This window comes from Rhodococcus sp. 114MFTsu3.1, from assembly GCF_000383555.1.
Classification (GTDB): Bacteria; Actinomycetota; Actinomycetes; order Mycobacteriales; family Mycobacteriaceae; genus Rhodococcoides; species Rhodococcoides fascians_E.
Window position 1 is genome coordinate 83,781 of record NZ_KB911553.1, and the last position, 12,554, is coordinate 96,334.

General features: G+C 62.5%; 12 protein-coding genes. 7 read left to right on the plus strand and 5 right to left on the minus strand.

Annotated elements, in window-relative coordinates:
* Positions 1-608: 608 nt before the first annotated feature.
* From H292_RS0117640 to rpmH, 5 genes are read right to left on the minus strand one after another with little or no spacing between them, the layout of a single operon-like run.
* Positions 609-1,247: a Jag family protein gene (locus tag H292_RS0117640; RefSeq protein WP_020112249.1), complete on the minus strand. Its 639-nt coding sequence runs from the start codon at positions 1,245-1,247 to the stop codon at positions 609-611.
* A 24-nt stretch (positions 1,248-1,271) separates the two neighbouring features.
* A complete protein-coding gene (gene yidC / locus H292_RS0117645) occupies positions 1,272-2,360 on the minus strand; it encodes a membrane protein insertase YidC (protein ID WP_020112250.1) in 1,089 nt (362 codons plus the stop codon).
* Positions 2,361-2,364: 4 nt separating this feature from the next.
* On the minus strand, positions 2,365-2,703 hold the full coding sequence (yidD, locus tag H292_RS0117650; protein ID WP_019665060.1) for a membrane protein insertion efficiency factor YidD: 339 nt from the start codon (positions 2,701-2,703) through the stop codon (positions 2,365-2,367).
* Positions 2,704-3,096: a ribonuclease P protein component gene (gene rnpA, locus H292_RS0117655; protein ID WP_026347787.1), complete on the minus strand. Its 393-nt coding sequence runs from the start codon at positions 3,094-3,096 to the stop codon at positions 2,704-2,706.
* A gap of 31 nt (positions 3,097-3,127) precedes the next feature.
* Positions 3,128-3,271: a 50S ribosomal protein L34 gene (gene rpmH / locus H292_RS0117660; RefSeq protein WP_026347786.1), complete on the minus strand. Its 144-nt coding sequence runs from the start codon at positions 3,269-3,271 to the stop codon at positions 3,128-3,130.
* 677 nt (positions 3,272-3,948) lie between these two features.
* Between rpmH and dnaA the strand changes: the two genes are divergently transcribed.
* The 7 genes from dnaA to H292_RS0117695 all read left to right on the plus strand — a co-directional run bounded on the left by dnaA (position 3,949) and on the right by H292_RS0117695 (position 12,390).
* Positions 3,949-5,481, plus strand: a complete 1,533-nt coding sequence (gene dnaA / locus H292_RS0117665; protein ID WP_026347785.1) for a chromosomal replication initiator protein DnaA — start codon at positions 3,949-3,951, stop codon at positions 5,479-5,481.
* 666 nt (positions 5,482-6,147) lie between these two features.
* Entirely contained in the window at positions 6,148-7,332 is a 1,185-nt protein-coding gene (gene dnaN / locus H292_RS0117670; RefSeq protein WP_026347784.1) for a DNA polymerase III subunit beta, read from the plus strand.
* On the plus strand, positions 7,332-8,327 hold the full coding sequence (gene gnd / locus H292_RS0117675; RefSeq protein WP_371828588.1) for a phosphogluconate dehydrogenase (NAD(+)-dependent, decarboxylating): 996 nt from the start codon (positions 7,332-7,334) through the stop codon (positions 8,325-8,327). The genes dnaN and gnd overlap by 1 nt, the downstream gene beginning before the upstream one ends.
* Before the next feature lie 3 nt (positions 8,328-8,330).
* A complete protein-coding gene (gene recF, locus H292_RS0117680; RefSeq protein WP_026347783.1) occupies positions 8,331-9,557 on the plus strand; it encodes a DNA replication/repair protein RecF in 1,227 nt (408 codons plus the stop codon).
* Between the two features lie 3 nt (positions 9,558-9,560).
* Entirely contained in the window at positions 9,561-10,109 is a 549-nt protein-coding gene (locus H292_RS0117685) for a DUF721 family protein (RefSeq protein ID WP_019665053.1), read from the plus strand.
* 185 nt (positions 10,110-10,294) lie between these two features.
* A complete protein-coding gene (locus tag H292_RS0117690) occupies positions 10,295-11,212 on the plus strand; it encodes a metal-dependent hydrolase (RefSeq protein WP_020112252.1) in 918 nt (305 codons plus the stop codon).
* Positions 11,200-12,390 carry a PDR/VanB family oxidoreductase gene (locus H292_RS0117695; protein ID WP_020112253.1) on the plus strand — a complete coding sequence of 397 codons (1,191 nt, stop codon included), beginning with the start codon at positions 11,200-11,202 and terminating at the stop codon, positions 12,388-12,390. Before H292_RS0117690 ends, H292_RS0117695 begins: the two co-directional genes overlap by 13 nt.
* Positions 12,391-12,554: the final 164 nt, after the last annotated feature.

A 12,554-nucleotide genomic window follows, 5' to 3' on the forward strand; every position in this document is an offset into this window, starting at 1 on the left:
ACGATCCGACGACGGACCACGACCCACCGACACCTACGGCCGCGTACGTCTCCGACCCCAAACCCGAATCCCGTCGGCACGCCCATCGGGTTTCACGTGAAACAGGCCGTCCGAACGACGACCCGTTCCGACTTTCGATATCGGCGCGGCGCCGAATGGTCACCGAAGAGTCGACGCCCTCGCTAGGGTCGCCGTGATCCGGCTCCGCTATACCCGGCACCAAACCGCCGCCAATCACCGAAGTCTGGATCCAACCTCGCTGAGATTCCGACACGGTCAGTCCATCGATAACCGATCCGATGCGTCGAACCGACCGAGGCGGCTCCCAGTTTCACGTGAAACACACCCACTCCGCGCATCGGCGTCGACGCTATATCGATGATCGAGCTGTCCGACACGACGTGCGTAGGAAACTGTCACAGTGACGTTTCACGGCCACACTGGACTGCACCGGAAAACACATGTAAGTGCGAACCGGTCCACGAATAACATCGATGCAATTCGACCTAGTCCTGACACACGAAAGCCCCCGGCTGATTGCCGGGGGCTTTCGGTTCGAGCTGACATCTTCGTCGAGAGACTCGACTCGACGGGATCTACGTCGGTGACTACGCCTTCACGACGACCACTCGTCGGGACGGCTCGACGCCCGTACTCTCGCTGTCCACGCCGTCGATCTTCGCGACGGCGTCGTGCACGATCTTCCGCTCGAAGGGAGTCATCGGCGTGAGCTCCTCGCGTTCTCCACTTTCCAGAACACGACGTGCCGCTTCCACACCCAAGGTGCTCAGTTCACTGCGTCGGTTGGCGCGCCAACCGGCGACATCGAGCATCAGTTTGCTGCGCTCGCCCGTCGACTGCTGAACCGCAAGACGAGTCAGTTCCTGCAACGCGTCGAGGACCTCGCCCTTGCGTCCGACGAGCTTCGACAGATCGGAGCCACCGTCGATGCTCACAACCGCGCGATCGCCCTCGACGTCCAGATCGATGTCGCCGTCGAAGTCGAGAACGTCGAGCAACTGCTCGAGGTAGTCGCCGGCGATCTCGCCTTCTTCGACGAGGTAGTCTTCCGAATCCTCGTCGTCGACGTCCTCGTCGTCGACCTGTGCGGCATCGACATTCTCGGGTTCGGCAACTACAGGTTCTTTGTCCGACTGCTCGGTGTCGACCACCACGACCTCACTCGCTCCATCCCCAGCGCTCACCGCGTTGTCCGTGTTCGTTTCTTGATCGGTATCTGCAGACATCTCTTGATCCTCGGTATCCCCGCGTCAGCGACGCTTGCGCTTGGACTTGCTTCGGTTGGCCTGTGGTCGCGGCTTGGGCTTCGCGGCGCCGGAGGAACTGCCGGTCGAATCCGCGTCGCTGTCCTCGACCTGTTCGCTTGCCTGAACATCGTCGGGAGCCAATTTCGAAAGCTTCGGACGTGCACCGGGCTTGGGCTTGCTGACGGGCTTCACTCCGGGCTTCGGCGCGTTCTCCGATCGCTTCTCGAGGGCAACCTGCTTCTTCGCTGCTTCCTCTTTGTCGATCTTGCCGAACACGAGGTGCTGCTGACCGTAGGTCCACGCGTTGTTACTCACCCAGTAGAGCAGGATGGCGATGGGCAGGAACGCACCGAACGCCAGGACGCCGAGGGGGAAGACGTACAGCGCGAGCTTGTTCATGATCGCGGACTGCGGGTTGGCCGCTGCAGCCTCACTCTGACGCGCGACCGACGCACGCGAGTTCAGGTGTGTCGCGACAGCCGCAATGATCATCAGCGGCACCGACACTGCGACGATCGTCCACACAGCCGGGATCCCGAGACCGAGGTCTGGGTTGGCGTAGGCGTCGAGCTGATCCTGCGGCATCGTGATGAAGGCCGAGATCGGAGCGCCGAACAAGCGGGCGTCCAGGAACGAGTTGACGTCGTCGACGTTGAACGCGTAGTTCGGAAGCGATCGAGTCTCTTGTGCGCTCAGACCGAGCTGACCGAATCCGGTGCCGGTTCGGTTGAACGACCGAAGCACATGGAACAGGCCGATGAAGACGGGCGCCTGCGCAAGGACCGGGAGACAACCCATGATCGGGTTGAAGCCGTGCTCCTTCTGCAGCTTCTGCATTTCGACGGCCATGCGCTGCTTGTCTTTGCCGTACTTCTTCTGCAGGGCCTTGATCTGCGGCTGCAACTCCTGCATCTGCCGAGTCGTACGCACCTGCTTGACGAAGGGTTTGTACAGAATCAAGCGAAGCGTGAACACCAGGAACACCACGGACAGCGCCCAGGCGAAGCCGTTGTCGTCGCCGAGAACGGCGCCGAACACCTTGTGCCATACCCAGAGAATCCAGGAGACCGGATAGTAGATGAAATCGAGCACGGGTCTATGTACTCCTCTGTTCGTCCACTCCTACGAACGAGTGGATGTCTTCGGTCGAAGTCTGTGTTGCGTCGCTGCTGGTTCGGTGTCGCCACGAACCGCGCTCGGGCACCGGATCCCAACCTCCAGAGTGCCAGGGGGCGCATTTGAGCAAGCGTGCGCAAGCGAGGATCAAGCCTTTGATTGCACCGTGGGTCTTCAACGCGTCGACGGCGTACTCACTGCAGGTGGGGGTGAACCTGCAGGTCGGCAGCCGAAGCGGAGACACGTAATTGCGGTACAGCTCGATCGAGAAGACAAGTGTTCGCACCGGGAGCGAACGAACGAGAGGGAGGAAGCTCATTTACGATGCATCTTTCGACGCAGTGGGGCCGGATGCATCCAGGTAGCCCATCTTCTTCAGTCCGGACCGGACCTGACGATGCAGTTCTTTCGACGTCAGCACCGAAGCTCCTGGTAGAGCTCTGATCACCACGTCGGTGCTCGGCGGCACATCCACCACGAGCTGAGCGCAGATATGCCGAAGCCGGCGCGCAACTCGATGACGAGTTACCGCCGGCCCGACTGCCTTGCTCACGATCAGTCCGAATCTGGGGGAGCCGACAGAGAAGACCGAACGTGCGTCGTCTCGCGCGAACGCGTGAACAACCACGTCTTGTCTTCCCATTCGACGGCCTCGACGCACGGCACGCGAGAAATCCGCGCTGCGGTGCAGTCTGTTCGGCTCAGGTAACACCCCGAGCTCCGTAACTCAGACGAACAATGATTTAGGCGGTGAGTTCCTTGCGGCCCTTGCCGCGACGCGCAGAAACGATTGCACGACCTGCACGCGTACGCATACGAAGACGGAAGCCGTGAACGCGCGCGCGGCGTCGGTTGTTCGGCTGGAACGTCCGCTTGCCCTTGGCCACGGTCAACACTCCTCGAAAATTTTCGGCGCCCACTCCAGGCGCCTACTGGCGGTAGTACCGAGTTCGGTCGAACTCGAATTACATCCCACAGCGAGAAGGCCGACCACCGAACTGTAAACACCCAGCAAGCATCGGTCACCTCGCTTCGGGTGACTGTTCGAGAGTACTGATGGAGCGCGGACGGGTCAAACTCACCCAACCGGGTGGGGAGCCCGGAGGAACGACGCAAGCACCGGAGTGGAGCCTGCAGGAACGACCCGAGCAATTCGTCTCCCAGAAGACTACATCGGTGTAATTCATCCACAAGGGTGGGGACAGAGGTGTGTGAATAACCGCTCGGTCGCGTGCCGGCGACGCCGTCGACAGGATTCTTCCGTAGCTCGAGAATTTCGTCGAACGCAACATTGCAGCTCAGAGACCATGAGTGGCCGTTTTCCGACGGATTTCGACGTTCGGGGGTAACACCGGTGTCGTTCATCCACACCTGTGGATAATTGTGTGGAAACAGCCCGCAGGTGGCATATTCGTACCCGGCGCGCGCAATGTCCGTCTTCAAACTCGCCGGCATCCGTTCGCCGTCGGTGACGCTAGTCGACGACGAAGCGCCGCATGACCGCTTCGGCGATCTTCGTTTCGCTGAAATCTGCACAGTTCGGTTTGGTCTAGTAGGAGGCGCCGTGAGCGACGATCCGGGTGCGCTGGCGCGCGTCTGGCCAGAGGTTGTCACGGAGTTGACGTCCGACAGGCACAGTGGTCAACCGCTGACCAAAGGTCAGAAGGCATGGCTCGCTCTGGTCGAGCCGCTCACTCTGACCCAGGGGTTCGCGCTGCTCGCGGTGCCGTCGTCCTTCGCGCAGGAAGCGATCGAACGCGACCTACGTGAGCCGATTCTGCACGCACTCGGCCGTCATCTCGGCCAGGGAGTCGAAGGCCTCGGCGTCAGAATCTCCGCTCCCGAGGACGAGAAGCCCGAGCCCGAACGGACCGGCTATCCCGAGACTCCGAGCTCTCCGACGTATCGGCGCCGCTTCCTCACCAGCTCCGACGACGAGCCGTCGGACTCGGAGACCGCGGACTACGAGGAAGTCGACGACGAGCGAGAAGCGCTCGCGAGTGTGCAGAACTCGTGGCCGACCTACTTCACCAAGCCGCCGGAGACGACGACCACCACCCCGGGTGCGGGAAGTCTCAACGCGAAGTACACCTTCGACACCTTCGTCATCGGTGCTTCCAACCGGTTCGCTCACGCGGCCGCCGTCGCGATCGCCGAAGCTCCGGCCCGCGCCTACAACCCTTTGTTCGTGTGGGGCGCGTCGGGTCTGGGCAAGACTCACCTGTTGCATGCCGCCGGGCACTACGCACAGAGACTTTTCCCCGGCATGCGCGTGAAGTACGTCTCGACCGAGGAATTCACGAACGACTTCATCAACTCGCTTCGTGACGACCGCAAGGTCGCCTTCAAGCGTCGCTACCGCGAAACCGACGTGCTGCTGGTCGACGACATCCAGTTCATCGAGGGCAAGGAAGGTATCCAGGAAGAGTTCTTCCACACCTTCAACACCCTCCACAATGCGAACAAGCAGATCGTCGTGTCCTCCGATCGGCCACCCAAACAGTTGGCCACCCTCGAGGAGCGCCTGCGTACGCGATTCGAATGGGGTCTGATCACCGACGTCCAGCCGCCCGAGCTCGAAACTCGGATCGCGATCCTCAGCAAAAAAGCGAGAATGGATCGCCTGGACGTTCCCCACGACGTCCTCGAGCTGATCGCCAGTCGAATCGAACGCAACATCCGTGAGCTCGAAGGTGCGCTGATTCGCGTCACAGCCTTCGCCTCGCTGAACGGACAAGCACTGGATCTGACGCTGGCCGAGGTCGTACTCCGGGATCTGATGCCGGATTCGACGAGCCTCGAGATCAACGCGGCAACGATCATGGCGGTCACGGCCGAGTACTTCAACACCACCATCGACGACCTGTGTGGCCCCGGCAAGGCCCGCGCCCTGGCCATGGCCAGGCAGATCGCCATGTATCTCTGCCGGGAACTGACGGATCTGTCGCTGCCCAAGATCGGCCAGACCTTCGGCCGCGACCACACGACCGTCATGTACGCCGACAAGAAGATCCGCAAGGAAATGACCGAGCGTCGCAAGGTATACGACCAGGTCCAGGAGCTCACCGCTCGGATCAAGCAGCGCTCGAAGCGCTAGCGACACCGCTCGGATCAAGCAGCGCTCGAAGCGCTAGCGACACCGCTCGGACACCCCTCGAGGAACGATCACGGCGCGAGTCACCCGGAGGTACGGGGCTCGCGCCGTTTCACGTCGTGACTCGAGGGATGTGGTGTGTTCCAGGTCATGTTTCGACCTCCGGAAACAACCCTCGAGTCGGTACCGAGGAGTTTTTTTCGTACTTCACTCCATTGATTCACACCTGTGGATAACCATGTGGATAGTGGAGGACTTCTGGGGATGAACTGTGAGGGCCTGTGCACCGCCGAATTTCGTCCACAGGCGGTCCCGAGTTGGCCACCGATTGGTTCAGAGTTCATCCCCACGACACCACGCCTGACGACCAGCGCCGCATGGTGTGTGTGCACAGATTCCACAGGACCTATTAATAAGAAGATTTTCTCTTCGAAGGAATCTCTTCTAAAACAGGTGTTGTGGACCAATCCGTTCACAGGGTCGCTCAAGGGTCTCCGTCGGCGCTCGCCGTCGGGACGTTCCGCTTTCAAGTTGGTCACGAAGGGCATACGGTGTTCATCACCGCAGCCTGTGTCAGACTCTTTGACGCACCGGTAAACGAGCTCACCCGATGCTCGACGAAGACCCCTTCGAGACGATCCGCTGCCGAACGAGAGGAAAAACCGAGCGATGGAGCTTGGAAGTCTGAAGTTTCGCGTTGCTCGCGAAGATTTTTCCGATTCCGTTGCCTGGGTTGCTCGTAGCCTGCCGTCCAGGCCGCCGGTACCAGTGCTGGGTGGTGTACTGCTCGCCGCGGACGACCAAGGTCTGACCGTCTCCGGTTTCGACTACGAAGTCTCGGCTCAGGTCCGCGTCTCTGCGGAGGTGGCGACGTCCGGTCGCGTCCTGGTGTCCGGCAAGTTGCTCGCCGACATCACGAAGTCGCTTCCCAACAAGCCCGTCGACGTCAGTGTCGACGGCACCCGGGTGCTCATCAACTGCGGAAGCGCGAAATTCTCGCTTCCGACGATGCCCGTCGAGGACTACCCCCAGTTGCCCGAGCTGCCGACGCAGACCGGGTCGATCGCAGTGGATGTGTTCTCCGAGGCAATCGCGCAGGTTGCTGTCGCCGCAGGCAAGGACGACACGTTGCCGATGCTCACCGGTATCCGCGTCGAAATTCACGGCACGACGGTCGTCCTCGCGGCGACCGACCGCTTCCGGCTCGCAGTCCGCGAGCTCGAGTGGCTGCCCGTCGGCGGAGAGACCAAGACCGAGGTCCTGATCCCGGCCCGTACGTTGTCGGAATCGGCAAAGACGTTGACGGGCAACGCAAGTTCGCCGGTGGAGCTCGCTCTGGGGTCCGGATCGTCGATCGGCGCCGACGGCCTCCTCGGCATCATCAGCGGAGGTCGTCGGACGACGACGCGCCTCCTCGATGCCGACTTCCCGAAGTTCCGACAGCTGTTGCCACCCGAGCACACGGCGGTTGCCGTCGTGGAGATCGCACCTCTCGTCGAAGCGATCAAGCGTGTGGCGCTCGTCGCCGAGCGTGGTGCGCAGGTTCGCCTCGAGTTCTCCTCCGAAGGCGTCCTGCTGTCGGCCGGTGGTGACGATGCCGGTCGGGCCGAGGAGGCACTGCTCGCCGACTTCCAGGGTGAGCCGCTGACCATCGCGTTCAACCCCGGCTATCTGATCGACGGGTTGTCGTCGCTGCACAGCGAGAAGGTCACATTCGGATTCACGACTCCCAGTAGGCCTGCGGTTCTCCGGCCGACGACGGATGATGAACTGGTACCGGATTCCTCGGGTAAGTTCGCGGCACCGCAGAGCGCCTACACGTATCTGCTGATGCCGGTGCGCCTTCCCGGCTGATCGGGTACCACCCGCGAGGACGTCGGTGGACGCCCTCATCATCGGCAGCATCTTCGACGCAAAGGACACTTCGCATGCAGCTGGGACTGGTCGGCCTCGGAAAGATGGGCTTCAACATGCGCGAGCGGTTGCGCTCGCACGGCCACGAAGTCATCGGTTACGACCCGCGGCCCGAGGTCACGGATACCCCGTCGCTCGAGGGTCTGGCGCAGGCGCTCACCGCGCCGCGCATCGTCTGGGTGATGGTCCCGTCGGGCGAGATCACCCGAAACACCATCGTCGGGCTCGCGGATGCCCTCGAGGAGGGCGACCTCGTCATCGACGGTGGTAACTCGCGCTTCACCGACGATGGACCCAACGCGGAACTGCTGGCGAAGAAGGGCATCGGCTACATCGACGCAGGCGTGTCCGGCGGAGTCTGGGGCCTCGAGAACGGCTACGGCCTGATGGTCGGAGGATCGGAAGACGATGTCGCACGCGCTCAGCCGATCTTCGACGCGCTTCGTCCGGAAGGTGAGCGGGCCGACGGTTTCGTCCATGCGGGCCCTGTCGGTGCCGGCCACTACTCGAAGATGGTGCACAACGGCATCGAGTACGGGCTGATGCAGGCGTACGCCGAGGGGTACGAGCTGCTCGAGGCCGAGGAACTCGTGCAGGACACTCATGGTGTTCTTCGTGCGTGGAGCAAGGGCACCGTTGTCCGGTCGTGGCTGCTCGACCTGCTGGTTCAGGCGCTGGCCGAGGACCCCGAGTTCGCTGAAATCTCCGGTTACACAGAGGATTCCGGCGAAGGAAGGTGGACGGTCGAAGAAGCGATTCGGCACGCGGTTCCGGCACCGGTCATCTCTGCGGCCCTGTTCGCTCGATTCGCATCCCGCCAGGACGATTCACCGGCGATGAAAGCCGTGTCCGCGCTGCGCAATCAGTTCGGTGGTCACGCCGTCAAACGTGCGTCGACCGAAGAAACTCTTCGCGCACCCGATCCCAAGAAATAGATCTTGTTCGTTCGCTCTTTCACCGTGCGGGACTTCAGGTCCTGGGACGACGTCACCGTCGAACTCGAGCCGGGTTCGACGGTGTTCGTCGGTCCCAACGGTCACGGCAAGACGAACCTGCTCGAGTCGCTCGGCTATCTGTCGACGCTGTCGTCGCACCGGGTGTCCTCCGATGCTCCGATGATCCGCGCGGGTGCACAGCGTGCGTTCGCCAGTGCCTCGGTGGTCAACCTCGGTCGAGAACTGACCATCGACATCGAGTTGCTCGAGGGAAAAGCCAACAAGGCCAGGATGAATCGCTCCCCGGTGCGCCGACCGCGGGAGATACTGGGCGTTCTGCACAGCGTGCTCTTCGCTCCGGAGGACCTGTCCCTCGTGCGGGGAGATCCAGGGGATCGACGTCGCTATCTGGACGAGTTGCTGACCACCCGTAGGCCTCGAATGGCTGGTGTGCGAGCAGATTACGACAAGGTGCTTCGGCAACGGTCGGCGTTGCTGAAGACCGCGGGTGGGGCATTGCGTCGTGGCTCACGGTCGACCGACGGTGCCAGCGCGCTCGCCACGCTCGACGTGTGGGACGGTCATCTCGCGGCGCACGGTGCCCAGTTGCTGGCCGCGCGCATCGGCTTGGTTCACGAACTCGAACCGTTGGTGGCCGAGTCCTACGCATCCATTGCGCCTGAATCACGCCCTGCCGCAGTGACATACAGAAGCAGTCTGGGGGACGTACTGCCGCCGGAGTTCGCGGATGTAGCCCGTGTACCGGAGCCCGACGACGTCGATGTGCTCGAAGCTGCGTTTCTCCATCGGCTGAACGAGATGCGTCAACGCGAGATCGAGCGCGGAGTCTGTCTGGTGGGACCACACCGAGACGACCTCGAGTTGATGCTCGGTGATCAGCCCGCGAAAGGGTTTGCCAGCCATGGTGAATCGTGGTCGTACGCCTTGTCGTTGCGGCTGGCGTCCTTTCGGTTGTTACGGGCGGAGGGTACCGACCCGGTGTTGATGCTCGACGACGTCTTCGCCGAGCTCGACCGCAAGCGTCGCAGTGCCCTGGCCGCCGTCGCGGCCGAGGCGGAGCAAGTGTTGATCACCGCCGCCGTCGCGGAGGACATTCCGCCGGAGATCGATGCTCGTCGGTGGAAAGTCGAAGCAGTGCAACATAGTTCGGAACGAATCTCGACGATAACCCCGATCGACGCCACCGTCGACTCCACCGAAGGAGTATGAGACGTGAACGAAGAATCAGGCGAAGGAACGGACGAGCTCAAGGGCGTCGACTTGGCGCGCCGTGCCCTCGAGGACGCGCGAGCTGCCGCGAAGGCGAGCGGCAAATCCGTCGGGCAGGGGCGTTCTTCGCCGAAGGGTGGCGTCCGCGCACTTCGAGGTCGACGTAAGCGCGGATGGTCTGGTGCAGGTCCCGACGACCGTGACCCGCAGACTCTGGGTTCGCTCGCCGGGTCGATCGCGCAGAAACGCGGATGGTCGGACAAGGTGGCGGAAGGTACGGTGCTCGGGCGGTGGCCCGCGGTGGTCGGGGAGGACATCGCGTCCCACGCGACGCCGACGAAACTCGAGGACGGTGTTCTGAGCGTCACCGCCGAGTCCACGGCGTGGGCGACGCAGCTGCGCTTGATGCAAGCGCAGATTCTGGCCAAGATCGCCGCGGCAGTGGGACACGGCGTCGTGAAGTCCTTGAAGATCCACGGACCCACGACCAAGAGTTGGCGTAAGGGCGACCGCCACATCAAGGGCCGCGGGCCGCGAGACACGTACGGGTAGATTCAACTCCTACCGAAGCGGACCGACGCTGTGAATTGTCCCTATTGCTTGGATCACACTGATGAATCAAGGTGATCTTGGTTGCTCTGCACAGCCTCGGTGCGTAGCGTAATTCGGTGATCGATCACAAGCAACGAGATCGGGATCGTTGCTCGTGATCCGACCCGCTACGACGAAGGGACCGTGTGTTCTCACCCGACGCCAAAGAAGAATCCGACAGGTCGGCGATCGACCGACAGCCGGAGGACCGCGTGGTGCTCCAGGCTCGAAACGTCAGATTCGACTGGTCTGCTCTGCCGCTGCACTACGTCGACGGCGATCCGCTCGCGACTCATCTGGTCAACGTGATGCATCTACTCCTGCCCGAGGGTGAGGAGTGGTTCGTCCGTACCTTCAAGGAAGCGCTTCCTCTGATTCACGACGAGCGCCTACGTGAAGACGTCATCGGTTTCATCGGCCAGGAGGCGATGCACGCCACGGCCCACACCCAGGTGCTCGATTCGTTGACCGCCCACGGTATCGATGTCGCACCGTACGTCGAGCAGATGCAGTTCCTGTTCGGTCGCGCGCTCGGAAACAGGCGCACGCACACCAGGAACAGCTTGGTGGAACGAGTGGCGCTGATCGCAGCCGTCGAACATCTGACGGCGTTCCTCGGTGACTGGGTGCTCAACGCGCGTGCGCTCGACGAGGTCGATTTCGATCCGACCATGCTCGACCTGCTTCGGTGGCACGGGGCCGAGGAAGTCGAGCACCGCTCGGTGGCATTCGAGGTCATGCAGTACTTCGATGTTCGCCCCGCCCGGCGCATCCGAACCTACGTCGCGATCGCACCAACGTTGGTGTGGTTCTGGACTCGTGGCGTGCGGTACCTGATGGATCGCGATCCGACGCTGGCTCACCTGCCCGCGAAGCAACGCCGGCCGTCGCTTCGAAATTATCGCGCGGTTGCTGCACGTGGTCTCTTCCCCGGCCCCAAGATGATCTGGAAGGCCTCGCTTCGCTACTTCGCCCGTGACTACCACCCCTCGAGCGAAGGGTCGACCGAGCAAGCCGTGCAGTACCTTGCAACGTCGCCCGCCGCACGAGCGTGCGCACGGTGACCGCGGTTTCGAATCCGGATTCGAGAGTCGAGCTCGTGGTGTCCAAGAAGAAGCAGGGACTGCGAAAGCGGTTGTCCGACATGGCCAGAACGGTCGAAACCTTTCGTGAGGGTCGTCAGGTTCCACAGGATCTGTACGGGCGCGCTGTACCCGATCAGACGATGTCTCTCGTCACCGACGCGTTGGACAAGTGGTTCGCGTTGCTGGACAACGGCGAGTTCGACGACAGCCACGCGGCGGCGCCGGTAGTCCGCGACATCGCATTGACGCTCCGCTCGCGCGAGGTTCTGTGCGTGGACCAACAGGTCGTCCGGCTGGAATTCGAAAGTGCACTGGGCGAGGAACTTCCGGCATGGGCTCCGGGAATGCACCTCGATTTCGTCCTGCCGTCCGGTCGACGCCGGCAGTACTCGTTGTGCGGTGACCCGTCGGATGCACGCGCGTACACCGTTGCGGTGCGGTTCATTCCGGACGGCGGCGGTGGTTCGGCGGAGATGCATGCACTCGAGATCGGAACGCCCGTCACCGTGACAGGTCCGCGCAACGGATTTCCGTTCGTCGCCGACGGCCGGGCGGTGTTCGTCGCAGGCGGAATCGGTATCACCGCCATCCTTCCGATGGTGCGGGCAGCCCGCGCCTCCGGGATGGACTGGTACCTGGAGTACCGGGGGCGCTCGCGGGAGTCGCTGCCGTTCCTCGACGAGATTCTCGCCTTGGACAGCGAACGGGTGAACGTCCGCACCGACGACGTCGACGGGATCGCGTCGGGTAGTGAACTGCTCGGTCGCGTGGCGGGCGGTGCCGTCTACTGCTGTGGCCCGCCGCCGATGATCGACGCGGTGCGCGCGGCCGTCGACGGCACCGACGCCACCCATCTGTACTTCGAGCGTTTCTCTCCACCTCCGGTTCGGAACGGTGTGGAGTTCGAGGTCCAATTGGTCGATTCCGGTGACGTGATCACCGTCGGTGCAGAACAGACAGCGTTGCAGGCGATCCGTGAGGTGAAGCCGTCCGTGGCGTACTCGTGTCAGCAGGGTTTCTGCGGAACGTGCCGAACCCGAGTGCTCGTCGGCACTCCCGAACACCGCGAGACTCGGCTGACCCCCGAGGAGCAGGAGAACGAGATGCTGATCTGCGTGTCGCGGGCAGCGGGTGGACGGATCGTCCTCGATCTGTAGCCCTCGGAGCTGATTCTGCTGTCCATATTTGCCGTCGGGACGCGAAAAAATGCGTCTGTGAGGCAACCAGGGGGCATTTCGGGGTGTCATCGTCCCCATGCCGTCGGTACGTACCAGTAGTATGGACGGGTAACAGAGAAGCCCTTCGGATCTGCTCACCGTCA

Coding starts and splice junctions, on each gene's coding strand:
- H292_RS0117640 (WP_020112249.1), bottom strand. CDS start 1,247: ATGTCTGCAGATACCGATCAAGAAACGAACACGGACAACGCGGTGAGC.
- yidD (WP_019665060.1), bottom strand. CDS start 2,703: ATGAGCTTCCTCCCTCTCGTTCGTTCGCTCCCGGTGCGAACACTTGTC.
- dnaN (WP_026347784.1), top strand. CDS start 6,148: ATGGAGCTTGGAAGTCTGAAGTTTCGCGTTGCTCGCGAAGATTTTTCC.